At 72.1% G+C, this 23,733-nt stretch carries 21 protein-coding genes; 6 read left to right on the forward strand and 15 right to left on the reverse strand.

Features of this window, described 5'->3' with window-relative positions:
• Nucleotides 1-59 precede the first annotated feature (59 nt).
• Nucleotides 60-674 carry a trimeric intracellular cation channel family protein gene (locus HNP84_RS27490; protein ID WP_185052811.1) on the forward strand — a complete coding sequence of 205 codons (615 nt, stop codon included), beginning with the start codon at nucleotides 60-62 and terminating at the stop codon, nucleotides 672-674.
• Nucleotides 675-709: 35 nt separating this feature from the next.
• Here HNP84_RS27490 and yczR read toward each other — a convergent pair whose 3' ends face one another.
• Nucleotides 710-2,185 (reverse strand): MocR-like transcription factor YczR, encoded by a 1,476-nt coding sequence (yczR, locus tag HNP84_RS27495; protein ID WP_312925803.1) that lies wholly within the window; start codon nucleotides 2,183-2,185, stop codon nucleotides 710-712.
• A 74-nt stretch (nucleotides 2,186-2,259) separates the two neighbouring features.
• Here yczR and yczE point away from each other — a divergent pair, with 74 nt between their 5' ends.
• Nucleotides 2,260-2,928, forward strand: coding sequence for a membrane protein YczE (gene yczE / locus HNP84_RS27500; RefSeq protein WP_185052813.1), 669 nt, complete (start codon nucleotides 2,260-2,262; stop codon nucleotides 2,926-2,928).
• A gap of 9 nt (nucleotides 2,929-2,937) precedes the next feature.
• Nucleotides 2,938-4,770 carry a glycoside hydrolase family 15 protein gene (locus HNP84_RS27505; protein WP_185052814.1) on the forward strand — a complete coding sequence of 611 codons (1,833 nt, stop codon included), beginning with the start codon at nucleotides 2,938-2,940 and terminating at the stop codon, nucleotides 4,768-4,770.
• 46 nt (nucleotides 4,771-4,816) lie between these two features.
• On the opposite strand, the gene HNP84_RS27510 is transcribed toward HNP84_RS27505, so the two are convergent.
• Nucleotides 4,817-5,746, reverse strand: coding sequence for a hypothetical protein (locus tag HNP84_RS27510; protein WP_185052815.1), 930 nt, complete (start codon nucleotides 5,744-5,746; stop codon nucleotides 4,817-4,819).
• Between the two features lie 38 nt (nucleotides 5,747-5,784).
• Entirely contained in the window at nucleotides 5,785-6,696 is a 912-nt protein-coding gene (locus tag HNP84_RS27515) for a S66 peptidase family protein (protein WP_185052816.1), read from the reverse strand.
• A gap of 128 nt (nucleotides 6,697-6,824) precedes the next feature.
• Here HNP84_RS27515 and HNP84_RS27520 point away from each other — a divergent pair, with 128 nt between their 5' ends.
• Nucleotides 6,825-7,727 (forward strand): sulfotransferase family protein, encoded by a 903-nt coding sequence (locus HNP84_RS27520; RefSeq protein ID WP_185052817.1) that lies wholly within the window; start codon nucleotides 6,825-6,827, stop codon nucleotides 7,725-7,727.
• Here the strand turns inward: HNP84_RS27520 and HNP84_RS27525 are convergent.
• From HNP84_RS27525 to HNP84_RS27545, 5 genes are all read right to left on the reverse strand, one after another.
• Entirely contained in the window at nucleotides 7,724-9,595 is a 1,872-nt protein-coding gene (locus tag HNP84_RS27525; protein WP_185052818.1) for an ABC transporter ATP-binding protein, read from the reverse strand. The two genes, HNP84_RS27520 and HNP84_RS27525, sit on opposite strands and share 4 nt — an antisense overlap.
• A gap of 318 nt (nucleotides 9,596-9,913) precedes the next feature.
• A complete protein-coding gene (locus HNP84_RS27530; protein ID WP_185052819.1) occupies nucleotides 9,914-10,732 on the reverse strand; it encodes an enoyl-CoA hydratase/isomerase family protein in 819 nt (272 codons plus the stop codon).
• A 133-nt stretch (nucleotides 10,733-10,865) separates the two neighbouring features.
• Entirely contained in the window at nucleotides 10,866-11,081 is a 216-nt protein-coding gene (locus HNP84_RS27535) for a helix-turn-helix domain-containing protein (protein WP_093173121.1), read from the reverse strand.
• 114 nt (nucleotides 11,082-11,195) lie between these two features.
• Entirely contained in the window at nucleotides 11,196-12,794 is a 1,599-nt protein-coding gene (locus HNP84_RS27540; RefSeq protein WP_185052820.1) for an ABC-F family ATP-binding cassette domain-containing protein, read from the reverse strand.
• A 426-nt stretch (nucleotides 12,795-13,220) separates the two neighbouring features.
• Complete coding sequence (locus HNP84_RS27545) at nucleotides 13,221-13,685, reverse strand: acVLRF1 family peptidyl-tRNA hydrolase (RefSeq protein ID WP_185052821.1); 465 nt, start codon at nucleotides 13,683-13,685, stop codon at nucleotides 13,221-13,223.
• Between HNP84_RS27545 and HNP84_RS27550 the strand changes: the two genes are divergently transcribed.
• Both HNP84_RS27550 and HNP84_RS27555 read left to right on the forward strand, forming a co-directional pair.
• Nucleotides 13,671-14,177 (forward strand): hypothetical protein, encoded by a 507-nt coding sequence (locus HNP84_RS27550; protein WP_185052822.1) that lies wholly within the window; start codon nucleotides 13,671-13,673, stop codon nucleotides 14,175-14,177. The genes HNP84_RS27545 and HNP84_RS27550 overlap by 15 nt on opposite strands.
• A gap of 1,290 nt (nucleotides 14,178-15,467) precedes the next feature.
• Nucleotides 15,468-16,640: an EAL domain-containing protein gene (locus HNP84_RS27555; protein ID WP_312925807.1), complete on the forward strand. Its 1,173-nt coding sequence runs from the start codon at nucleotides 15,468-15,470 to the stop codon at nucleotides 16,638-16,640.
• A gap of 121 nt (nucleotides 16,641-16,761) precedes the next feature.
• Here HNP84_RS27555 and hisG read toward each other — a convergent pair whose 3' ends face one another.
• The 7 genes from hisG to HNP84_RS27590 all read right to left on the reverse strand — a co-directional run bounded on the left by hisG (nucleotide 16,762) and on the right by HNP84_RS27590 (nucleotide 23,718).
• On the reverse strand, nucleotides 16,762-17,607 hold the full coding sequence (hisG, locus tag HNP84_RS27560) for an ATP phosphoribosyltransferase (RefSeq protein ID WP_185052823.1): 846 nt from the start codon (nucleotides 17,605-17,607) through the stop codon (nucleotides 16,762-16,764).
• A gap of 67 nt (nucleotides 17,608-17,674) precedes the next feature.
• Complete coding sequence (locus tag HNP84_RS27565) at nucleotides 17,675-17,938, reverse strand: phosphoribosyl-ATP diphosphatase (protein ID WP_185052824.1); 264 nt, start codon at nucleotides 17,936-17,938, stop codon at nucleotides 17,675-17,677.
• 206 nt (nucleotides 17,939-18,144) lie between these two features.
• A complete protein-coding gene (locus tag HNP84_RS27570; RefSeq protein WP_185052825.1) occupies nucleotides 18,145-19,017 on the reverse strand; it encodes an ATP-binding cassette domain-containing protein in 873 nt (290 codons plus the stop codon).
• A 4-nt stretch (nucleotides 19,018-19,021) separates the two neighbouring features.
• On the reverse strand, nucleotides 19,022-19,969 hold the full coding sequence (locus tag HNP84_RS27575; protein WP_185052826.1) for an ABC transporter ATP-binding protein: 948 nt from the start codon (nucleotides 19,967-19,969) through the stop codon (nucleotides 19,022-19,024).
• On the reverse strand, nucleotides 19,969-20,901 hold the full coding sequence (locus tag HNP84_RS27580) for an ABC transporter permease (RefSeq protein WP_185052827.1): 933 nt from the start codon (nucleotides 20,899-20,901) through the stop codon (nucleotides 19,969-19,971). Before HNP84_RS27580 ends, HNP84_RS27575 begins: the two co-directional genes overlap by 1 nt.
• Nucleotides 20,898-21,893: an ABC transporter permease gene (locus HNP84_RS27585; RefSeq protein ID WP_185052828.1), complete on the reverse strand. Its 996-nt coding sequence runs from the start codon at nucleotides 21,891-21,893 to the stop codon at nucleotides 20,898-20,900. The genes HNP84_RS27580 and HNP84_RS27585 overlap by 4 nt, the downstream gene beginning before the upstream one ends.
• A 64-nt stretch (nucleotides 21,894-21,957) precedes the next feature.
• A complete protein-coding gene (locus HNP84_RS27590) occupies nucleotides 21,958-23,718 on the reverse strand; it encodes an ABC transporter substrate-binding protein (protein ID WP_185052829.1) in 1,761 nt (586 codons plus the stop codon).
• Between the last annotated feature and the right edge of the window lie 15 nt (nucleotides 23,719-23,733).

Here is a 23,733-nt window from a genome sequence, read left to right on the forward strand (position 1 = left end):
CCCCGGTGAGGACAAGAAGCGGGACTGAGTGATATGCCCCGATATGGGATGATCCGTCGGTGAACGAGCTGCTCGATCTGGCGGGGATCTTCGTCTTCGCCCTCTCCGGCGCGCTGCTGGCGGTGCGCAAGAGGCTGGACGTCGTGGGCATGGCCGTGCTCGCCGAGATGACCGCGCTGGGCGGCGGCATCCTGCGCGACCTGATCCTCAACGTGCGGCCGGCCGCGTTCGAGAGCCTCGGGTACGTGCTCGTGCCGCTCGCCGCGACCGCCATCGCGTTCTTCTGGCACCCCCATGTGGAGCGGCTGATGCCCGCGGTGCTGGTGTTCGACGCGGCCGGGCTGGGGCTGTTCAGCGCGGTCGGCGCGGAGAAGGCGATGACCGCCGGGCTGAGCCCGCTGCACGCCACGCTGCTGGGCGTGACCACCGCCGTCGGCGGCGGCATCCTGCGCGACATCCTGGCCGGGGAGATCCCCCGCCTGCTGTACGACCGGCAGCTCTACGCCGTGCCCGCCCTGCTGGGCGCGGCGGCCATGGCCACGCTGTCGGAGCTGGACCTGCACGGCTGGCCCGCGGTGCTCGCCTCGGCCGTGCTCGCCTTCTGCCTGCGCATCGCGGCCATGCGGTTCAGGCTGCGGGCGCCGCTGGCCCGCGGGGTGGCGCCACCGGAATGAGCCACTGGAATGAGCCACTGGAATGACGCGCCCGGTCACAGTGCCGGGGTCAGCGAGCCGGGCAGGGGGCGCGGGGCGTACGCGCCGGAGGCCAGGGCCGCCGCCGCGGCGGCGATGCGCGGCACCGCCTCGGCCAGGACCTGGGGCGGCTGGGTGAACGGCAGGCGCAGGTAGCCCTCCAGCGCGCCGTCCACGCCGAACCACGGCCCCGGCGCCAGCCGTACGCCGTGCGCGGCGGCGGCCTCGGCCAGCGGCGTCGCGGCGAGGGCGTCCAGGCGCACCCACAGCGAGGCCCCGCCCGCGGGCGGGGTGAAGCTCCAGCCGGGCAGCTCGGCGCGCAGGGCGGCGGCCAGCGTGTCGCGCGCGGCCAGCAGGGTGCGGCGGCGGTGGGCGCGGGCCTGCTCGACGTGCTCGAACAGCCGGGCCACGACGAGCTGCTCGAACAGCGGGCTGGCGATGTCCACCGCGGCGCGCAGTGCCGCCAGCCTGCGCACGAGCGCGGCCGTGGTCCTGATCCAGCCGATGCGCAGCCCGCCCCACCACAGCTTGGCGGCCGAGCCGATGCTGATCACCCGCCCCCCGGCGTCGTACGCGGCCAGCGGCGGCGCGGGCGCGCCCGGCTCCAGCTCCAGCTCCGCCCAGGACTCGTCGCTCACGAGCATCGCGTCGTGCCGCCGGGCCGCCTCGGCGACCGCGGCCCGGGTCGCGGCGGACATCAGCCGGCCCGTCGGGTTGTGGTAGTCGGGCACCAGGTACGCCAGCCGCGCGCCCGACTGCCGCAACGCGCTCGCGATCAGGTCGGGGCTCCATCCGTCGCCGGGGTCCTCGCCGGGCGCCGCCCGCTCCGCCCCGACGGGCACCGGCACCAGCCGGGCCCCCACCCGGCGGGCGGTGTCCAGCAGGTGCGGATAGGTCGGCGACTCCACCAGCACCGGCGCGCCGGGCCCGGCCAGCAGGCTCATGACCAGGTGGATCGCGTGCTGCGCGCCGGTGGTGACGAGGATCTGCTCCGGGCGGGTGGGGACGCCGCGCTCGGTGTAGCGGGCGGCGACGGCCTCGCGCAGCTCCCGCAGCCCGACCGGCTCGTAGCCGATGCCGAGGGTGTGCCGGGGCACGTCCTCGCCCGCGCGGGCCATCGCCTCGGCCACCAGCGGGCTCGCGGCCGGGGCGGCGGTGGCCATCGGCAGCAGGCCGTCGTCGCCCGCGGTCAGCCACGGGGTGTCGGCGCCGAGTGCCGCCGGGTCGGGCAGCGCGGTCCAGCTCCCCGCGCCCTGCCTGCTGTCGAGGTAGCCCTGCTCGCGCAGCCGGTCGTAGGCGGCGGTGACGGTGGTGCGGCTGACGCCCAGCGCGTCCGCGAGGTGCCGCTCGGCGGGCATGCGGACGCGTACGGGCAGGCGCCCGTCGAGGATCAGGGTGCGCACGGCGCGGGCCAGCGCGCGGTAGTAGGGCCGCTCGGCGGGGTCGAGCCGCACCAGCGCGGCGAGCTGGGGCCCGCTCAGGTATCGGTCCACTCGCCCACCATAAGGCCACTTTCCTGAATTGGCCATTTATCTGATGCCACGTGGCCCGGCACGATGAGGCCACTATGCGTGAATCATCCGTCTCCCCGCACGGTTCCCTGCCCGCCCGCCTCGTCCGGCTCTACGCCGGCCTCGCCCTGTACGGCACCGGCATCGCCCTGCAGGTCGAGTCCGGTCTCGGCGTCGATCCCTGGGACGTCCTGCACCAGGGGCTGTCGGTGCGCACCGGCTGGACCATCGGCACCTGGATCATCCTGGCGGGCGCGGCCGTCATGCTCTGCTGGATCCCCCTGCGCCAGCGTCCGGGCGTCGGCACGATCAGCAACGTCGTCTTCCTCGGCCTGTTCGCCGACGCCGCGCTGTGGCTGCTGCCCACGCCCGCGCACTGGGCCGCGCGCTGGGCGTTCCTGATCGCGGCCGTGGTCGCGATCGCCGCGGCCACCGGCCTATACATCGGCGCCGGCCTCGGCCCCGGGCCCCGCGACGGGCTGATGACCGGCCTGAACACCCGGCTCGGCCTGCCCATCGGGGCCGCCAGGCTGCTGATCGAGGCGAGCGTGCTCGTCCTGGGCTGGCTGCTCGGCGGCACGGTGGGGCCGGGCACCCTGGTCTTCGCGGTGGCGATCGGCCCGCTCGCCCAGTTCTTCATGACCCGCCTCGGGCCGGCCCGGCCCGCGCCGGCGGGCCCGGACGGGGAGCCGCAGCCTGCTGCGCGAGCCGCCGCCGGGCGCTAGCGTCGGGGCATGCGGATCGAGGACTACGCCCTTATCGGAGACATGCAGTCGGCCGCGCTCGTCGCCCGCGACGGATCGATCGACTGGCTGTGCCTGCCGAGGTTCGACTCGCCCTCCTGCTTCGCCGCGCTGCTCGGCTCCGAGCGCAACGGCCACTGGTGGCTGGGGCCCAACGGGCCCGGCGAGCGCCCGATGGCCACCCGGCGCCGCTACCGCGACGAGACCCTGGTGCTGGAGAGCGAGTGGGACACCGAGGGCGGCACGGTGCGCGTGATCGACTTCATGCCGCCCCGGCACCCCCACCCCGACGTGGTGCGCATCGTCGAGGGCGTGCGCGGCACGGTCGAGATGGCCACCACGATCCGCGTCCGGTTCGACTACGGCCGCATCGTGCCGTGGGTGCGGCGCAGCGACGGCCACCTCCAGGCCATCGGCGGGCCCGACTCGGTCTGGCTGCACGCGCCGGTGCCGTTGAAGGGCGGCGACTACGCCCACCGCGCCACGTTCACGGTCTCCGAGGGCGAGCGCCTGCCGTTCGTGTTCACCTGGCACCCCTCGCACGAGCCGATGCCCGTGGAGATCGACCCGGAGCTCCAGCTCGTGGAGACCGAGTCCATGTGGCGCGAGTGGGTCTCGCGCTGCACCTACGACGGGCCGTGGCGCGACGCCGTGATCCGCTCCCTGATCACGCTCAAGGCGCTGACGTACGCCCCGACCGGCGGCATCGTCGCCGCCCCGACCACCTCGCTGCCCGAGGACCTGGGCGGCGTGCGCAACTGGGACTACCGCTACTGCTGGCTGCGCGACGCCACCATGACCCTCGACGCGCTGATCGGCTCCGGCTACCTGGAGGAGGCCCGCGACTGGCGCCGCTGGCTGCTGCGCGCCATCGCCGGCCGCGCCCAGGACCTGCAGATCATGTACGGCGTCGCCGGCGAGCGCCGCCTGCCGGAGATGGAGCTGGAGTGGCTGCCGGGCTATGAGGACTCGCGGCCGGTCAGGATCGGCAACGGCGCGGTGGACCAGCTCCAGCTCGACGTCTACGGCGAGGTGATGAACTCGCTGTACCTGTCGCGGTCCTACGGCCTGGAGCCCGACACCCGGGCCTGGGCCATCCAGCGCGAGCTGCTGGAGTACCTGGAGCACCACTGGGACGCCCCCGACGAGGGCCTGTGGGAGGTGCGCGGCCCGCGCCGGCACTTCGTCCACTCCAAGGTGATGTGCTGGGTCGCGCTGGACCGCGCGATCGGGCAGGTCGAGCGGTTCGGCCGCACCGGCCCGGTGGAGCGGTGGCGGGTGCTGCGCGACCGCATCCACGCCGAGGTCTGCGACAAGGGCTACGACCCCGAGCGCAACACCTTCACCCAGTCCTACGGCTCCCGCGAGCTGGACGCCGCGCTGCTGCTGATCCCGGTGGTGGGCTTCCTGCCACCCGAGGACCCGCGCGTGATCGGCACGATCGAGGCGATCCAGCGCGAGCTGACCGTCGAGGGGTTCGTGCTGCGCTATCCGCTGGCCGAGGACAACGCGGTGGACGGCCTGCCCGGCGGCGAGGGCGCGTTCCTGGCGTGCAGCTTCTGGATGGCCGAGGCCCTGGCCATGATCGGCCGCCGGGAGGAGGCGACGCGGCTGTTCGAGCGGCTGCTCGCGCTCCGCAACGACCTGGGGCTCCTCGCCGAGGAGTACGACCCGCACACGGGCCGGCTGGTGGGCAACTTCCCGCAGGCGTTCAGCCACGTGCCCCTGATCCACACCGCCCGCGCGCTCGCCAAGGCCGCCGAGTCGCCGGCGCTGACCGGCACCCACCCGGGGCTGACCCGCGAGGCGCCCTCCGGGGAGTGACCCGGCCGACGGCGGCTGACCACCGGCCGAGGGCGGCCGGCGGCGGCTAGCGGGGCGGGCGGGCGGCGATGGCGGCCAGCAGCCGGGCGAACTCCGGCGGCGGGGCCACCACCAGCCGCACCTGCCCGTCCTGGGCGATCACGTCGGCCCGGATCAGGGTCAGCCGACCGTCGCGCCACCAGTACACCTGAGGGCTGAGCCCGTCCTCGCGGCCGTCCACCTCGCGCTGGGCGTGCAGGCGCATCCGCTCGATGGCGCGCACCACGCCGATGCCCTCGACCGGGTGCACCAGCAGCGTGCCCGGCGCGGGCACCGCGACCAGCACGCCGTCGTCGGGCACGGGCAGGTAGTCGTCCAGATGCCGCAGGTGGGCGGTGGCGCCGGCGGTGGGCCCGTCGAGTTGCCAGGCGGCCACCCCGCCGAGGTCGCGCCGCGACACCGACAGCCGCTCGTCGTCACGGGCGTTGCGCAGCGCCAGGTCCAGCGCCTGCGCGGCCGGGATCGGCCAGCAGCCGGCCTCCTCCGGACGCACCGGCCGCACCGCGCCGCCGTAGCCGACGGTGAGCACCTCGACCAGGTCGGAGCTGAGGTGGCGGCCGACCACGCGGGCGCCCTCGATCTCGTCGGCCAGGAAGACGCGGACCCGCAGCAGCGGGCGCACCTGGCCCAGGTCGCAGGCGTCGAGCGGCTCGTCCACCACCGCGACCGCGTGGGCGAGGTGTTCGGAGACCAGCATCGGCCAGTCCTCGCGGGTCCTGCGCGCGGCCTCGCGGCGCAGCCCGGTCAGCCGTACGGAGAACTCGCGCGGGCCGCTGAGCAGCAGCGTCGCGCCGTCGGCGGCGAAGGTGCTCTCGTAGCCGAGGGAGTCGGCCACGAGAGCGAGCAGGGAGTCGAGATCCACGTCGTCCACCGGACGCCCGGACACCTCGACCTGCCGGTCACGGATACGCCGCCGCGTACGCCGGAAGAACCTCACACGACCGTCCCCTCTGCCGGGTTTCTCCGGGCCACGACCTACATTGCCGGTCCCTCATCGCAGAACAGACTGGTCAGCGAGCACGATTCTGTATCAATAACACCAAGTCCCCCAAGCCACACGGACAACTGCGGGCTGCCGTGGCCCACCGGAAGCCCGGCCAGCACGGGCACGCCGAGCGGCAGCAGGCGCTCGGCGAGCACCGGCAGGACCTCATGGCACCCCACCCACGAGCCGAGCGCGATCCCGGCGGCCCCGTCGAGGGCCCCCGCCTGGACGAGCTGGGTCAGCATCCGATCGACGCGGTAGGGCGCCTCGTTGACGTCCTCGATCAGCACGATCCTCCCCCCGGTGCGAGGCGCGTGCGGCGTGCCGCACAGCGCGGCGAGCAACGTGAGGTTACCCCCCGTGATCGGCGCCACTACGCGCCCCGGGGCCAGTACCGTGTCACCCCGCACGGTGAGGGGGCGGTCCCGGAACAGGGCGGCGGCGAGGTGCTCGTGCGAGCGGGGTTCGGGCCCGCCGTCGCCGGTGAGCAGCACGCTCGCCGGCATCGGCCCGAAGCAGGTCGCCACCCCGAGGCGTACGGCGAAGGCCTGGTGCAGCGCGGTGATGTCGCTGGAGCCGAGCAGGATCTTCGGCTCGGCGCGGGCCATCGCCTCCCAGTCGAGCAGGCCGAGCAGCCGCGTCGCGCCGTACCCGCCCCGGGCGCACACGACCGCCCGCACCTCCGGGTCGCACCAGGCCCGCCGCAGGTCGGCCGCCCGGTCGGCGTCGGCGCCGGCGAGGAATCCGGCGCGGTCCAGCACGTGCTTGCCGGTGGTGACCCGCAGCCCCATCCCCTCCAGCATCCGCACCCCGGCCTCCAGCCGCTCCGGGTCCACCGGCCCGGAGGGCGCCACGACGGCGACGAGATCGCCGGGACGCAGCAGCGGGGGGCGCGCTACCACGCCGCCGCCTTCCGCCGTGAAATATCCCCCTCAATTGCGCAATTCCGTGAAGTGAAGGCGACGGTCCGTGCTGGGATATATGTAGATGATCCGCTCACTGACCCAACGGTGACACACTGTCCAGTCATATGCGACCTCCGACGCACATCCTCGTGGTCAACGGCATCAAGGTCCGCCGGCCGGTGTTCGTGCTCGCCGCCCCGCACTCCGGCGCGGACCTGCTCGCCCGCGTCCTGAAGCGTTCCCCCGGCTTCCACGTCACGATGGGCCGTCAGTCCGTCTCGGACGTGATCCACATGTTCGCGCGCAGACCGTCGATCATGAACCGCAACGGCGGCGGGGGCGCGGCCCGCGTGCTGCGCGACGCGCTGGCCGAGTCCTGGCAGATCGTCCCCGGCGCGTGCCGCGAGTGCGGCGACTCCTGCCGTACGGCGGGCGGCGTCACCGGTTACAGCTCCTGCGCCGACGCCTCCTCCGTCACCCGGTTCGGCGACGCCAGCCCCGACCTGATCTACAGCGTGACCGTGCTCCGGCGCGCGTTCCCCGACGCCCGCTTCGTCCAGCTCATCCGCGACGGCCGCGACGTCGCCGCCGACATGATGGCCGACCCGGACTGCCTGGCCTGGTTCAAGCCGGCCCGGTTGAGCGACGAGACCGAGTTCCCCAACGCCTTCCTCGGCCTGAACAAGGACGAGCACGTCCCCCGCTGGCAGCGCATGCCCACCGCCGGCAAGTGCGCCCTGCGCTGGCGCAGCGCCGTGCGCCTGAGCGCCGCCCTGCGCCAGGACCTCCCCCGCGACCAGCTCCTCACCCTGCGCTACGAGGACCTCATCGCCTCCCCCAAGAAGTCCCTGGCCGCCGTCTCGGAGTACCTGCAGGCCCAGGTGCCGGAGACCGCCCTGTACGGCAACGGCGCCTCCCGCGTCGGCGGGTGGCGCTCCCGCCTGCGCCCGGAGGACCTGACCCTGTTCGAGAAGGTCGCCGGAGAGGAGCTCACCCGCCTGAACTACAGGCCCGTCACCCGGGCCTAGACCCCGCTGAACTGGGTCTTGTACAGCTCGGCGTACACGCGGCCCTCGCGCAGCAGGTCCTCGTGGCGCCCTCGCTCCACGATCCGGCCGTCCTGCACCACCAGGATCTGGTCCGCCTCGCGGATCGTGCTCAGGCGGTGGGCGATCACCAGGGACGTGCGGCCCGCCAGGGCGGTCTTCAGGGCCCGCTGGACGGCGGCCTCGGACTCGGAGTCGAGGTGGGCGGTGGCCTCGTCCAGGACGACCACGCGGGGGGCCTTGAGGAGGAGCCGGGCCAGGGCCAGGCGCTGCTTCTCGCCGCCGGACAGGCGGTAGCCGCGGTCGCCGACCACGGTGTCGAGGCCGTCGGGCAGCGATTCGACCAGTTCGGCGATCTGGGCGGCGCGCAGGGCCTCCCAGATCTCCTCGTCGGTGGCGGAGGGGCGGGCGTAGCGGAGGTTGGCGCCGATGGTGTCGTGGAAGAGGTGGGCGTCCTGGGTGACCACGCCGACGGTGTCGCGCAGGCTGTCCAGGGTGGCGTCGCGGACGTCCTGGCCGTTGATCCGGACGGCGCCCTCGGTGACGTCGTACAGGCGGGAGACCAGGGAGGTGATCGTGGTCTTGCCCGCGCCGCTGTGGCCGACCAGGGCGACCAGTTCGCCGGGGCGGGCGGTGAAGGTGACCCCGGTCAGGACGTCCTGCGACTGGCCGCTGTCGGGACGGGCCACGGATTCGAGGCTGGCCAGGGAGACCTCGGCCGCCGCGGGGTAGCGGAAGTGTACGTCGTCGAACTCGACGGTCGCCGGGCCGCCGGGCACGGGGGTGGCGCCGGGGCGCTCGGCGACCATGGGCTTGAGGTCCAGCACCTCGAATACGCGGTCGAAGCTGACCAGGGCGGTCATGACGTCCACGTGCACGTTGGACAGGCTGGTGAGGGGGCCGTACAGGCGCATCAGCAGGGCCGACAGGGCCACCAGGGTGCCCAGCTCGAAGGCGCCGTTGACCGACAGCACGCCGCCGACGCCGTAGACCAGGGCCGTGGCCAGGGCGGCGACCAGGCCGAGGGCGATGCGGAAGACGGTGCCGTACATGGCGACGGTGACACCGACGTCGCGGACCCGGCCCGCCCGGGTGGCGAAGGTGACGGCCTCGTCGTCGGGGCGGCCGTAGAGCTTGGCGACCATCGCGCCGGCGACGTTGAACCGCTCGGTCATGACCGAGCTCATCTCGGCGTCGAGTTGCATCTGCTCGCGGGTCAGCTTGGACATGCGGCGGCCCACCCAGCGGGCCGGGAACAGGAACACCGGCAGCAGCACCAGCGCGATCAGCGTGATCTGCCAGGACAGCACCAGCATCGCGCCGCCCACCAGGACCAGGCTGATCACGTTGGACACCACCGAGGACAGGGTGGTGGTCAGGGCGCGCTGGGCGCCGATGACGTCGGTGTTCAGCCGGGAGACCAGGGCGCCGGTCTGGGCGCGCATGAAGAAGGCGACGGGCATGCGCTGCACGTGGTCGAAGACCTCGGTGCGCAGGTTGTAGATCAGGCCCTCGCCGATGCGGGCGGAGAACCAGCGCTGGGCCAGGCCGAGCAGCGCGTCGAAGACCGCCAGCCCGGCGATGGCCAGGGCCAGGCCGACGACGACGCCCGAGCGCCTGGGGATGATGCCGTCGTCGATGATCGCCTTCATCAGCAGCGGGTTGGCGATGACGATGACCGCGTTGAGGACCACCAGCAGCAGGAAGGCGCTGATCTGGCGGGCGTGGGGGCGGGCGTAGGAGCCGATGCGGCGGACCGTTCCGGGGGCGACGCGCTCCTTGGTCACGGACTCGTCGCGCCGCAGCGAGCGCATCACCTGAGGCCCGTAGCCTCCGCCCATCATGGTCATCTCGGGATTCCGCCCGTCCTTCCCGGCTGGAGGATGTCGCGATGTCGCGCCGGGCACGGGGCGGACGCCCCTCCCGCGCTCCTCGCTTGTCGAAGCGGCGTGGAGGGGGTCCGCGATTCCCCGATCAGCTTCCGGCGAACACCATCATCGCGGGCGGTCGCCGGGCATGCGTCATTGAGTTCCCCGAAGTCCTGCGGCGGCTCGGCGCCGCCCGTACACCCCCGATTCCCGGATCGGACCGCCCCCGAGCGGTCCCGAGCCGTTTCCGAGCCGTCTCGCGGCGTCGGCGCGGTGGATGCCCGCCCGGCTCACCCCCTGTCACCCTCTGGCGAAGAGGGCCTTCATGCGCTGCACCTGCTCGCGGCGTTCGGCCGCGGCCTGCTCCTCCAGCGAGCGCCCCTGCGCTCCCTGAAGCAGGCGCTTGGTCGCCGTCGCCGCTCCCCGATCCGTGCTCAGCAGCGCGGCTGCCAGATCGCGCACGGCTTGCCTGAGCTCTCCCCGTGGAACCACAAGCTCGCCCAGCCGGAGTTCGAGCGCCTCCTTCGCCTCCACCGTGCGTGCCGTGAGGCACATCTCGATCGCCCGCGGCAGGCCGACCAGGTCGACCAGCGGCTTGGTACCGGTGAGATCGGGCACCAGGCCGAGCGCGGGTTCCTTCATGCAGAACTTGGCGTCGTCGGCCAGGACCCTCAGGTCGCACGCGAGTGCGAGCTGGAACCCCGCGCCGATCGCGTGGCCCTGCACCGCGGCGATGGACACGATGTCCGGCCGCCGCAGCCACAGGAAGCCCTGCTGGGCCGTGGCCACCGCCTGTTCCATGGATTCGTCGTCGCGCGAGAGGTTCGATGCGAACGAGCCCTGCCCCGGAACCCCCTCCGGGGTGAACATTCGCAGGTCGATCCCCGCCGAGAAGGACGGCCCCTCACCTTCGACCACGACGATGCGCACCTGACCGGGCAGGTTCTCCCCGATCCTGGCGAGTGCCCGCCAGGTCGCGAACGTCTGCGCGTTCCGCTTGTCAGGCCGGTCCAGTGTTATCGTCGCGATCTCGCCGTCCACCTCGAAGCGCAGTCCGATCTCCGCGAGCTCGGCCGCGTCGATCGTCTCCACGCTCCCCCCAACCGCCGCGTCCGCCATCGCCCGCTCCCGTCTGCTGATCCGTCACGCCCGAGTCCTTGGTCACTCTACAGAATATGGTTCTGTTCGACCCGGGCGCGACGGTACCGACCGTCGGGACGAGCGGCTGCGGTCGCGCGTTTCCGAGGCGGCGCTAGCGCTTGGACTTGCCCCGGGTGGCCCCGCCGCGTCCCCGAAGAGTCACACCGGACTCGCTGAGGATGCGGTGGATGAACCCGTACGACCGGCCGGTGGAAGCGGCCAGCGCGCGGATGCTCTCACCCGCGGCGTAGCGCTTCTTGAGATCGGCGGCCAGTTTTTCACGGTCGGCCCCGGTTACCCGGGTGCCCTTCTTCAGAGTCTCGGCCACGAGTACCTCCTGTAGTGCCAGACTTCCGCAGCGTTACTCACGCCATGATCAGTCATTTCAGCCGGATCGGCTACCTACTCCACGGGAAAAGATCCGTACCCGCTCAAATTAAGATCAGGCAAGTGCCACAAGATCGGAAAATTCCTCGCTCCACGCGTCTTCAACTCCGTCCGGTAGCAAGATCACCCTATCCGGTTGAAGTGCCTCCACGGCGCCCTCATCATGCGTCACAAGGACGATCGCCCCAGAATAGGACCTAAGTGCCGAAAGTACCTGATCGCGGCTGGCCGGATCGAGGTTGTTGGTGGGCTCGTCGAGGAGGAGGACGTTGGCACTGGACAGCACGAGCGTGGCCAGCGCCAGCCGGGTCTTCTCACCTCCCGACAGCACCCCGGCCGGCTTGTCGACATCGTCACCGCTGAACAGGAAGGACCCGAGAACCTTGCGCAGATCGACGTCGGGGACGTCGGGACCGGCCGAGCGCATGTTCTCCAGCACCGTACGCTCCGGGTCGAGCGTCTCGTGTTCCTGGGCGTAGTAGCCCAGCTTGAGGCCGTGGCCGGGGCGCACCTCCCCGGTGTCGGGCCGCTCCAGGCCGCCGAGCAGGCGCAGCAGCGTGGTCTTGCCCGCGCCGTTGAGGCCGAGGATCACGACCCTGCTGCCCCGATCGACCGCGACATCGACGTCGGTGAAGACCTCCAGCGAGCCGTAGGACTTCGACAGCCCCACCGCCGACAGCGGGGTGCGCCCGCACGGCGCCGGCTGCGGGAAGCGCAGCTTGGCGACCTTGTCGCTCCTGCGCTCCTCGGTCACCCCGGCCAGCAGCCGCTTGGCCCGCCGCTCCATGTCCTGCGCGGCCTTGGCCTTGGTGGCCTTGGCGCGCATCCGGTCGGCCTGCGACAGCAATGCGGACGCCTGCTTCTCGGCGTTGGCGCGCTCGCGCTTGCGGCGCCGCTCATCGGTCTCGCGCTGCGCGAGATAGGCGGTCCAGCCGACGTTGTACGTATCGATCACACAACGATTGGCGTCGAGGTGCAGGACCTTGTTTACCGTCGCTTCAAGTAGGCCGACATCGTGACTGATGATGATCAAACCGCCCTGATGGGAGCGCAAAAAATCACGAAGCCACCCGATTGAATCGGCGTCGAGGTGGTTTGTCGGCTCGTCGAGCAGGAGAGTCTCAGCTCCGCTGAACAGGATTCTGGCGAGTTCCACCCGCCGCCTCTGCCCACCGGAGAGCGTTTCCAACGGCTGGGAGATGACCCGGTCGGGCAGGCCGAGGCTGGAGGCGATCGAGGCGGCCTCGGCCTCGGCCGCGTAGCCCCCCAGCACGTGCAGCCGGTCCTCCAGCCGCCCGTACGCGCGCACGGCCCGGTCGCGGGTGCGGTCGTCGGCGCTGGCCATCGCCTTCTCGGCGGCCCGCAGCTCGCGCAGCACCTCGTCCAGCCCCCGGGCGGACAGGATGCGGTCGCGCGCGAGCACGCTCAGGTCGCCGGTGCGCGGGTCCTGCGGCAGGTAGCCCACGCTCCCGGTCGTGGTGACGGTGCCGGCCGCGGGCACGCCCTCACCGGCGAGCACCCTGGTCAGCGTGGTCTTGCCCGCGCCGTTACGGCCCACGAGGCCGATCTTGTCGCCGGGGTTGACGCGGAAGGTGGCCTTCTCAAGAAGCAGCCGCGCGCCCGCGCGCAGTTCGATGTCGGTGGCAATGATCATGGTGGAGGAACACTCCCGAGCCGGAGGTGGAAGGACGGGGCGGAGGATGTGGAGCCGTCAGTCGGGAGCGCGCATGCACACAGTGTACGGTGACCGCGCCCACGCCTTCCGTTGGTTATTCACCAGGCCCGCCCCCGGCCGTTCACCCGCCCGGCGCAGATCCCCCACCCGCCCCGGCCATCGGCCACCCACCCGGCCCCGATCACCCGCCCGGCTCAGCCGCCGGTTACCCACCCGGCGCCGATCACCCGCCCGGCTCGGCCGCCGGTTACCCACCCAGCGCCGATCACCGCCCCGGCTGCCGGTCACCCACCGCCCCAGCCCACCCCTCCGGCCCGACTGCCGGTCACCCGCCAGCCCGCTCACCCACCCCGGCGCTGACCGCCCGCCCCGGCGCTGACCGCCCGCCCGGCTCGCGCGCCCGGCTCACCCACCCGGCCCGGGTCGCTCGCCGGGCTCGACGACCCGCACGCGCACGGCCCGGAAGTCGCGGGGCGTGTCCTGGAGCACCTGGAGCCGCGGGTCGGGCACGGTGAGGAACGGCCCGGCCTCCAGTGCGAACAGCGGGTCCAGCCGCCGGTCGCCCCGCAGCGCGTCCACCGACCGCCGGTCGCCGCCGAACACCACCGCCTCCAGCCTCCCCAGCCACGGCAGCAGCACCCGCGCCGCCGCATCGGCCGCCGCCTCCCGAGCCTGCCCCGCCTGCTGCCGCCTCCGCCGCGCGAACCGCTGCTGCGACCACCCGCCCGCCGCCGTGCGCCCCTGCACCAGCCGCGCCCCCACCTTCGACGCCACCAGCCGCTCCCCCTCGAACACCCCCGCCGCGTAGCCGCCCAGCCGCACCAGCACCACACCCACACACCGCTCCCGCAGCGCATGCGCCACCACCATCCCGACCAGCTCCCGGCCAAGATCCCCACCGAGGTCCCCGCCAAGATCGGGGCCGAGACCGAGATCGGGACCGGGGCCACGATCCGGGCCGGGACCGGGACCGAGATCCGGGCCGGGACCGGGACCGGGATCCGGGCCGGGACCGGGACCGAGATCCGGGCCAAGGCCGCCCTCCCGGCCCTGGCGATCCTGGCGGGTCGCCGGGGCCCCAGCGGACCCGATCCCCCGCCTCCGCTCGCCGGGCACACCATCCCCTTCCGGCAGGCCCGCGTGCCCCAGACCGGCCTCGCGAAATGCCGACGACCCGGCCAGACCACCCTCCGACCTCCGCTCGCCCGGCACACCATCCCCTTCCGGCAGGCCCGCGTGCCCCAGACCGGCCTCGCGAAATGCCGACGACCCGGCCAGACCACCCCCCGACCTCCGCTCGCCCGGCACACCATCCCCTTCCGTGGGGAGAGCCCGCCCCTCCCCATCCGGCCCGAGGTCTGAGCCGGAGGCATCGCCCCGGCCCATGGGGACGTCCCCATCCGTGCGCGAGCCGGTCACACCAGGGGGTGCCGGGTCATCGCCGCCACCGGAACCGTCCTCCCTCCGGGCGGACCGGCCAAAGGCGGCTACGCGGCCCCTGGCTGGGGCGGAGGGCCCCCAGGAAGGACGATCCGGGGTCACACCATGGCCGGCATCCCCGCCCCGCTCAGAGCCCTCCTGAGCCGCGCGGCGGGAGGCCGGAGCCGGCGCTGGAGCAGGCGACCGATCCGTGCCGGAGACAGGGTGCCACTCCGAGTTCGGCACCCCGTCTTGCCCGGCCGGCGAAGGATCCGTGCCGGAGACAGGGTGACGCTCCGAACTCGGCACCCCCGCCTCCCCAGCCGGCGAACGATCCGGACCAGAGGCACGGCCCCACTCCGAACTCGGCACCCCCTCCTGCCCGGCCGGCGAGCAATCCGGACCAGAGGCACGACCCCACTCCGAACTCGGCACCGCCTCCTCCCCAGCCGACGGCCGGGCGGGGCCGGTACTCCGGTCGCGGGCGGTCTCCGGGCCCGGCTCGGCCGGCGTGGCATCCTCGTGCTCCGGGCGGGCGCACCCCTCACCATCGGGGCCATGATCGGAGCCGCGCGCCCTGCCCCTGCCGGGCAGGAGATCGCCACCCGGCACAAGGTCGCCCAACCCCTCCCCGCCGGGCACGAAGTCCGTGCCTGGCGCCCCTTCCCCAGGGGACACCCGATCCCCGGAAGGCACAGCGCCCACAGCTCCCACGTCGCCCGCAGGAACGATCTCCCTGCCGACCGCCAAATGCCCATCCGGCACCCGGCCCTCAGGGACCACCCGATCCCCGTCGGACATCGCGCCCTCGCGGGCCACCTGGTCCCCATCCGGCACCACCCCCTTGCCGGACACCGGTTCCCCATCCGGCACCTCCCCGGCAACCACCCCCTTGCCCGGCGCCGCGTCCCCGCCCGGGAGGGGTGGGAAGGGGATGTGGATCTCGGCGGTGGCGCCGTCGGTGGCGGTGAGGTGGAGGGTGCCGGGGGCGGCGGTGACGGTGAAGGGGCCGTGGCGGGTGCGGAAACCGGTGATCCAATGATTCAGGCGCTCGGGGGCGACGGTTACCCAGCGTCCACCACCGCGTGCCGGGCCCGTGGCCCGGGAGTCCGCTCGGCCGCTCACGGTACGTGAGGTTACCCTCGTCACCGCGTGTTCGAAGAGTGGGCGAAATGTGGATGAACTTAGCCTCACGGAGCGTATATCACTCCCTGTAGGGAGCATCATCTGAACGTGCCGGGCAGAACTCCTCTCCTTCCGCCCGCCGAGGCGCAGATGCCCTCGGCCGTCTCGCCGATCGTCGATCTCGACACCGGCGGGGTCATCGCGCTGTGGGCGGCAGCCGAACCAACCGGCGGTCCCGGCGGCGCGCCGGCCGTCGTCGATGTGGCTCGTGCCGCCCTCCACGCGGCGAGGCGCGAGACCTCACTCCCCCTCGTGCTGCGGATCTCCGCGCAGTCGGTGATCGACGCCGGGTCGGCCGGGCTGGCTCCCCTGCACGAGGCCCTGCGTGTGGCCGGACGCCGCCCGCGGGAGGTGATTCTGACCGTCGAGGGCGGCTTCGCGCCGGGTGACCGGCGGCGGCTGCTGGCCGCGCTGGACGGTCTGCGCGCGATCGGCTACCTGGTGGCGCTGGGGGACGTGGGCACGGGCCACATGCCCATGGACCTGGCCGCCGACGCGGCGCCGTACCTCATGGTGCTCTCGCCGCGCCTGGTGGGGCGGGTGCCGCGCGACCCGCGCGCCGAGGCGCTGGGGCGCTCGCTGGCCGCGCTGGCCCGCAACGTGGGCGCGCACGTGCTGGTGCCGGAGGTGAGCGAGGAGGCTCAGCTCGCGGCGGTGCGGTCGTGGGAGGTGCGCCTGGCGCACGGCCCGCTGCTCAAGCCGGGCCCGTCGGGACGGGTGCACGTGCCGCTGCCGGTGCCGGAGGAGGCGCCGATCGCGGGCATGCTCGGCCCGCGGGTGCAGGAGATGCTGCTGCCCGCGGTCACCATGGACGAGCACGCCACCGCCGAGGAGGCGATAGAGGCGTTCGGCAGCGAGCCCTCGATCACCAGCGTGATCCTGGTGGACGAGTACCAGCGCCCGCGCGGCAGCCTGGACCGCAGCCGGTTCATGCTCTCGGTGGCCAGCAGGTACGGCTACGCCCTGCACGGTAAGAAGCCCGCCATCCGCCTGGCCGACCCGCCCCGTACGGTGCCCAAAACGACCCCCGCCATCGCGGCGATGCAGGTGGCCGGCCGGGACAACGAGCGGGTCTACGACGATCTCGTGGTGACCGACGAGATGGGCCGGTGCATGGGCATCCTGCGGGTGAGCGACCTGATCCGGCAGGTGTCGGGGCAGCCGGGCCTGGCCCCGAGCGGGCCGCTGAACTCCCCCGGACGGCACCAGCGCGGCGCCTGACGCCGCGCGGCGCCACGAGGTGCCGTACCACGTCGTGCCATGCCACGACGTGCCATGACACGACGTGCCATGACAGGATCGGGCGCCCGGCCACGAGCGTGGTCGTGGCCGGGGCTGAGGGTCACAGGCGGGCGGCGTAGATGTCGGTGACCAGGATGGCGCGGGCGCCGATGTCCCAGAGCTGGTCCATGACCTGCTGGTGGCCCTTGCGGCGGACCATGGCGCGCACGGCCACCCAGCCCTCGCGGTGCAGCGGCGAGACCGTCGGGCCCTCGACGCCGGGCGTGATCGCGATGGCCTTGTCGATCTGCTCGGCCTTGATGTCGTAGTCCATCATCACGAAGTCGCGGGCCACCATCACGCCCTGCAGCCGCCGGATGAGCTGCTCCAGGCCGTTGGCGTGGGGCACGCCGGCGCGCTTGATCAGGATCGCCTCGGAGCGCATGATCGGCTCGCCGAAGACCTCCAGCCCGACGTTGCGCAGCGTGGTGCCGGTCTCGACGACGTCGGCGACCGCGTCGGCCACGCCGAGCCGGATCGCGGTCTCGACGGCGCCGTCCAGCTTGATCACGCGGGCGTCCACGCCGGCCTCGGCGAGGTGCTTTTCGACCAGGCCGGTGTAGGACGTGGCCACGCGCAGCCCGGACAGGTCGTGCACCGAGCTGAACTGGCCGGCCTTGCCGGCGAAGCGGAAGGTGGAGCCGCCGAAGCCGAGCGGCAGGATCTCCTCGGCGGGCGCGCCGGAGTCGTGCAGCATGTCGCGGCCGGTGATGCCGCCGTCGAGCGTGCCCTCGCCGACGTAGACGGCGATGTCGCGCGGGCGCAGGAAGAACAGCTCGCAGGAGTTCTCGGGGTCGACGACCACGAGTTCCTTGCTGTCCTTGCGGTTGCGGTAGCCGGCCTCTTTCAGGATGGCCTGGGCGGCCTCGGCGAGCGCGCCCTTGTTGGGTACTGCCAGTCGGAGCATGGTTGTTCGGTTCCTCGGATGCGGGGACGGACGCGGGGCAGGTGCCGTGGCCGGGCGGGCGCCCGGCCTACAGATGCTTGTAGACCTGCTCCAGCCCGATGCCGCGGGCCAGCATGAGGACCTGCACGTGGTACAGGAGCTGGGAGATCTCCTCGGCGGCCCGCTCGTCGGACTCGTACTCGGCCGCCATCCAGCTCTCCGCGGCCTCCTCGACGACCTTCTTGCCGATGGCATGGACGCCGGCGTCCAGCGCGGCGACGGTGCCCGAGCCCGGGGGCCGGGTGCGCGCCTTCTCGGACAGCTCGGCGAACAGCTCTTCGAAGGTCTTCATCGTCTCTCTCGGCGTTCGGTGGAGGCGCCGCGCGTGCGGCGGCGCTCTGGCCGCCGCACCTGCGCGGTGGCCCCCTCCAGCGTAACGGGGACGGGCGGGCGGCGGTGCGCGCCGCCCGCCCGCGTGTCCCCGCGGGTCCGCGCGTGTCCCCTGTGTCCCGGCCGTGGCCCCGCTGTGTCCCCGCTGTGTCCCCGCTGTGGCGCCGGCTAGGCCGCGTAGCCGGCGACGAAGTGGCCGGGCTCGGCCTCCACCAGCGGTTCCACCGCCCACGCGGGCTCGGCGGGCCGCTCGGCGTCCACGTCCCACTTCTCGTGCAGGCGCGGCACGGAGTCCAGCAGCTTGATCGTGTACGGGTGCAGCGGGTTGCCGAAGACCAGGTTCGTCGGGCCCATCTCCACGATGGAGCCGCGCCGCAGCACGATCGTGCGCTCGCTGACGTAGTTGCCCAGCGACAGGTCGTGGGTGATGAACAGCACGCCGAGCCCGCGGGCCTTGAGGTCGGCGAGCAGGTTGAGCACGTCGATGCGGGTCGAGGCGTCCAGCATGCTGGTGATCTCGTCGGCGACCAGGAGCTTGATGTCCAGCAGCAGCGCCCGCGCGATCAGCAGCCGCTGGAGCTGGCCGCCGCTGAGCTGGTGGGGGTACTTGCCCAGCACCTCGCCCGGGTTGAGCCGCACGGCCTCCACCGCCGCCTCGATCTTCTCGGCCCACTCCTCGCGCGGCACCCGCGGGAAGTACTCCTCCTTGATCATGGCGAACACGCGGTCGGCGCGGAAGACGGGGTTGTAGCAGCTGAACGGGTCCTGGAAGACCCCCTGGACGTCGCGGTAGTACTCCTTGAGCGCCGGGCCGCGATAGGCCGAGATGTCGGCGCCGTCGAAGGTGACCTTGCCCCGGGTGACCGAGGCCAGGCGCAGGATCATCCGGCCGATGGTGCTCTTGCCGCTGCCGCTCTCGCCGATGAGCGAGACGACCTCGCCCACGCCGACGTCAAAGCTGACGTCGCGGACGGCGGTCATGGTGGCGCCGCCGAACGCGCCGGTGCGGTAGTCCTTGGAGATGGAGTGCAGGCTCAGCATCGGCTCACGCCTTGCAGCAGGCGACGAGGTGGCCGGGCGCGACCTCCACTGCGGGCGGCTGCTCGCCGCACTTGTCGAAGGCGAGCGGGCAGCGGTCGCGGAAGCGGCATCCGGCGGGCGGGTTCAGCAGCGAGGGCGGGCTGCCGGGGATGCCGGCCAGCTTGCGCTCGGCGTACTGGACGCCGACCTCGGGCAGCGAGTTGATCAGGGCCTTGGTGTACGGGTGGCGCGGCGCCCGCACGACCGTGTCGGCCGGGGCCTTCTCGGCGAGCTTGCCGGCGTACATGACCATGATGGTGTCGGCGATCTGGTGGGTGAGCGAGATGTCGTGCGTGATGAAGATCATGCTCTTGACGAATCCGCGGTTGCGGAACCCGGCCAGGGTCGTGGCCACCGCCTTCTGGGTGGAGACGTCCAGGGCGGAGGTGACCTCGTCGGCGATCAGCAGCGACGGGTCGAGCAGCGTGGAGATCACCATGACCATGCGCTGCTTCATGCCGCCCGACAGCTCGATCGGGTACTTGCCCAGCACCTCCGCCGGCAGCTCGACCAGGTCCAGGCGGCGGCCCAGCTCCTCCTCCACGCTCTTGTAGCGCACGCCGTGCGAGTCGAGCAGGTCGGCCACCATCTTGCCGATCTTGCGGGTGGGGTTGAGCGCGCTCATCGCGTACTGCGGGATGAGCGAGACCTCCTTGTAGCGGAAGCGGTTCATGGCGCCGTCGTCGCCGATCGGCAGCTCCTTGCCGTCCAGCTCGACCGTGCCGCCGACGTGGCGCATGCGGCCGTCCATCCGGATCAGGCTCTTGCCGAGGGTGCTCTTGCCGCTGCCGGACTCGCCGGCCAGGCCGAGTATCTCGCCGTCCCCGACCTCGAACGTCACGCCGTCGAGCGCCTTCACCGCGCCGCGCAGCGTACGGTAGTGGACCGTCAGGTCGCTGACCCGCAGTGCCATCACATCTCCCTCAGCCGCGGGTTGAACACCTCGTCGAGCCCGACGTTCATCACGTACAGCGCCCCCACCACCGCGGTGATGCCGAGGCCGGGCGGCACGAACCACCACCACAGGCCGAGCTGCAGGGCGCTCCAGCGCACCGCGTTGTTCAGCATCAGCCCCAGCGACATGCCGTCGGTCGGGCCGAGGCCGATGAAGTCGAGCGTGGCCGCGGCGAGCACGGCGCCGCCGAACAGCAGGATGAAGGTCATGAACAGGTAGGAGCTCATGTTCGGCGCGATGTCCCTGGTGATGATCTTCCAGGTCGGTACGCCGCTGAGCCTGGCCAGGTCCACGAAGTCGCGCGAGGCCAGCGTGAGCGTCTGCGAGCGCACGGCGCGGGCCGCCCACGGCCAGGAGGTGAACCCGATGAACAGGGCCTCCACCATGACGCCGCGCACCTTGAGGTAGGCCGCGATGATGATCAGCACGGCCAGGGTGGGGATGACCAGGAGGATGTTGGTGAGCATGTTCAGCACCTCGTCCACCAGGCCGCCGCGGTATCCGGCCACGAAGCCGACCGCCATGCCGACGATCGCGGCCAGGCCGCCGCCCAGCGCGCCCACCAGGAACGTCGAGCGCAGGCCGTGCAGGAACTGGGCCAGGACGTCCTGGCCGAACATCGTGGTGCCCATGAGCCACTCGCCGCCGGGGCTCTGCCCGGGGGTGCCGAGGTACTCGGTGGGCGAGTTGGTGTGCACCAGCGGGCCGACCACGCCCAGGACCAGCAGGGCCAGCACCACGATCAGGCCGCCCACCAGCTTCTTGTTGCGCAGCGCGAAGTACAGGGTGTCGCCGCCGCGCCTGGCCGCCACCGGCGCGGGGGCGGCGGGCTGCCCCGGCGCGGCGCCGCCGCTCTCGGCGGGCAGGCTGATCTGGTCCGCTTGGCTCATGCCCCTGCTCCTTGCAGACGGACCCTGGTCCGCGGATCGACCAGGGTGTAGACGGCGTCGATGATGAAGTTGGCGATCAGCACGCCGAGCACGATGAACAGGAACACCCCTTGCAGCAGGAAGAAGTCCTGGCTGTTGATGGCCTGGAGGATCAGGTAACCGATGCCGGGATAGGAGAAGACGATCTCGGTGACCAGCGCGCCCGCCACGATCGTGCCGAGCTGCAGGGCCAGGCCGGTGATCTGCGGCAGCACCGCGTTCCTGAAGGCGTAGTCGCGCACCAGCTTGCCGCGCGCCCCCAGCGCCAGCAGGTAGTTGGAGTAGTCGGCCTCCAGCTCGTAGATGATCAGGTTGCGCATGCCGATCGCCCAGCCGCCGAACATGACCAGGAACAGCGAGGCGAACGGCAGCACCCAGTGCGCCAGCAGGCTGCCCAGGAACTCCGGCGACCACGAGGGGGTCAGCGAGAAGCTGTAGGCGTGCGAGACCGGGAAGATGCCGGCGACGATGGCCAGCGACCAGGCCAGCAGCAGCGCCAGCCACATGTACGGCGTGGCGGTCAGGATGTAGCCGACCGGCAGGATCGTGTTGTCCAGCCACTTGCGGCGCGCGGCGAACGCGCCGAACCGGTTGCCGGCCCACCAGCTCAGCAGGATGGCCGGGATGAGCAGCGCCAGGGTGTAGGGGATGGCGCGCACGATCAGGTCGCTGACCGGGGTGGGGAAGGCCCAGATGCTCAGGCCCAGGTCGCCGCGGAGCAGCGCCCCCCAGAAGTTCATGTACTGCTCCCACACGGGCACGTCGAGCCCGAACAGGTTGCGGTAGTGGGCGTTCATCGCGTCCACGGAGGCGGGGTCGGCGACCTGGGCCCGCGCGACCAGGCCCTGGATCGGGTCGCCCGGCATGAACCGCGGGATCATCCAGTTGATCGTCACCGCCGCGAAGAACGTCAGCGCGTATATGAGCAGTTTCCTGCCGAAGTACTGTCGCAAGCGGTCCTCCCGGTCCGCGTCGGGCGCGCTCCCCCGCGCGGGGCGGGGAAGCGCGCCATGGATGTCAGCCTTGGGCGGGCTGGAGGTTGGTCAGGGTGTAGATGCCGCCGAGCTCGATCCAGTTCCGCCACAGCGTAGGCGGGTTCTTGGGCGCGCTGCCCTCGGCCGACGGCCAGTTCTTCCACGCGGTGGAGGTGGTCTGCGACCACAGGCCGTTGTACCAGAGCGGGATGACCGGCATCTCGTCGAGGTGGATCTTCTGCAGCTCAGAGGTGATCTTCGCCATGCCCTCGACGTCCTCGACCTTGGTGCGGTCGAGGTCCTGGGTCAGCTCCCAGGCGCGCTCGTTCTCGTACCGGCCGAAGTTGACCGTGTTCTGCTGCTTCTGCACCGGCAGGCGGAACAGGTAGTCGTAGTACAGCCACGGCGTGTTGCTGAGCTGGCGCTCGTTGTTGATCATCAGGTCGAAGTCGCCGCTGCTGCGGTCGGAGACCAGCTTGGGGTACTCGGGGAAGACGGGCTCGACGTTGATGCCGGCCTTCTTGGCGCTGGCGCTGATCACGCGGATCGACTCCATCCAGTCGGTCCAGCCGTTGGGCACGGCCAGCTCCAGCTCGATCTTGGAGCCGTCCTTGTTCTCCACCAGGCCGTCGCCGTCGCGGTCGCGGTAGCCGGCGTCGGCCAGCAGCTTCTTGGCCTTGGCCTCGTCGTAGGTGAAGCCCTGGGAGCTCACCACGCTCTTGTCGACGAACTTGTCCCACTGCGGCAGCAGGCCGGTCGGGCTCGCGGGCAGCACCAGGTTGCCGTACACCTTCTCCACGATCGTCTTCAGGTCGATGGAGTGGGCCAGCGCCTTGCGGAACTCGGGGTCGTCCATGGGCTTGCGGGTGGTGTTGGGCACCAGCCAGGCGGTGTTGGCCGAGAGCATGTACGGCGGCTTGGAGTAGTAGGTCTTGATGCCGAAGTTGCCGTTGACCAGGTTGGCGATGCCGGGCAGGAAGTTGTTGCTGAGGTCCAGGCCGTTCTGCAGCAGCAGGCCCAGCGCGACCTCGTTGCTGCCGTTGACGATGTCGACGATGTACTTGGGCTTGACGTCCAGGTTGAGCGCCTTGGTGGCCCACCAGCCGTCGCGCTTGACCCACACCATGCGGTCCTGGTCATGGCTGTGGTAGGCGTACGGGCCGGTGCCGACCGGCTTCTCGTTCAGCCCGTCGAGCACCTCCTTCTCCGACCGGCCGTCCCAGACGTGCTTGGGCACGATCGCCCGGCTGTAGAGGTGGTTGGCGAACTGCTGGTAGTTGGCCTCCTTGAAGGTGAACTTCACCGTGGCCGGATCGACCGCCTCCACCTTCTCCAGGAACTCCCACAGCGGGTGATAGGGGATGGTCTCCATCTTGCCCAGCTCGAAGGTGTACACCACGTCGTCGGCGACCAGCGGCTTGCCGTCGGACCAGGTGACGCCCTGGCGCAGCTTCAGGGTGTACTCCTTGTCACCGGTCCAGCTTCCGCTCTCGGCCAGCCAGGGGGTGAACTCGCCCTTCTGCGTGTCGTACAGGAACAGGGTCTCGTAGCACAGGCCCTTGGTGCCGGTCGCGAAGTCCCATTCCCGGATCGGGTTCCAGTTGGCCGGGGGGCCGTACTGGGTGCCGCTGGTGTAGAGCGTCTCGTTGCGCGGGAACTGGCCGTTCGCCGCCGCGGCGGGCGCGGAGGCGGCGCCGCTGGGCGGGGCGCTCTGCGGCGGCGTGGTCCCACCGCCGCCCGTGCACCCGGCCGCGACCATGGTGGCCGCGGCCAGGAGGATCATCAACCTGGACCGGTTTCGCATCGTGCCACTCCTTCC

It is taken from the genome of Thermocatellispora tengchongensis, from assembly GCF_014202315.1.
In the GTDB taxonomy this organism is placed as follows: domain Bacteria; phylum Actinomycetota; class Actinomycetes; order Streptosporangiales; family Streptosporangiaceae; genus Thermocatellispora; species Thermocatellispora tengchongensis.

Bases quoted from the DNA above. Each gene is read 5' to 3' on its own strand.
- HNP84_RS27505 (WP_185052814.1), top strand. From the start codon at position 2,938: ATGCGGATCGAGGACTACGCCCTTATCGGAGACATGCAGTCGGCCGCG.
- HNP84_RS27580 (WP_185052827.1), bottom strand. From the start codon at position 20,901: ATGAGCCAAGCGGACCAGATCAGCCTGCCCGCCGAGAGCGGCGGCGCC.
- HNP84_RS27525 (WP_185052818.1), bottom strand. From the start codon at position 9,595: ATGACCATGATGGGCGGAGGCTACGGGCCTCAGGTGATGCGCTCGCTG.
- HNP84_RS27520 (WP_185052817.1), top strand. From the start codon at position 6,825: ATGCGACCTCCGACGCACATCCTCGTGGTCAACGGCATCAAGGTCCGC.
- HNP84_RS27540 (WP_185052820.1), bottom strand. From the start codon at position 12,794: ATGATCATTGCCACCGACATCGAACTGCGCGCGGGCGCGCGGCTGCTT.
- HNP84_RS27590 (WP_185052829.1), bottom strand. From the start codon at position 23,718: ATGCGAAACCGGTCCAGGTTGATGATCCTCCTGGCCGCGGCCACCATG.
- HNP84_RS27575 (WP_185052826.1), bottom strand. From the start codon at position 19,969: ATGGCACTGCGGGTCAGCGACCTGACGGTCCACTACCGTACGCTGCGC.
- HNP84_RS27545 (WP_185052821.1), bottom strand. From the start codon at position 13,685: ATGGTGGTGGCGCATGCGCTGCGGGAGCGGTGTGTGGGTGTGGTGCTG.
- HNP84_RS27550 (WP_185052822.1), top strand. From the start codon at position 13,671: ATGCGCCACCACCATCCCGACCAGCTCCCGGCCAAGATCCCCACCGAG.
- HNP84_RS27530 (WP_185052819.1), bottom strand. From the start codon at position 10,732: ATGGCGGACGCGGCGGTTGGGGGGAGCGTGGAGACGATCGACGCGGCC.
- yczE (WP_185052813.1), top strand. From the start codon at position 2,260: ATGCGTGAATCATCCGTCTCCCCGCACGGTTCCCTGCCCGCCCGCCTC.
- hisG (WP_185052823.1), bottom strand. From the start codon at position 17,607: ATGCTCCGACTGGCAGTACCCAACAAGGGCGCGCTCGCCGAGGCCGCC.
- HNP84_RS27570 (WP_185052825.1), bottom strand. From the start codon at position 19,017: ATGCTGAGCCTGCACTCCATCTCCAAGGACTACCGCACCGGCGCGTTC.
- HNP84_RS27565 (WP_185052824.1), bottom strand. From the start codon at position 17,938: ATGAAGACCTTCGAAGAGCTGTTCGCCGAGCTGTCCGAGAAGGCGCGC.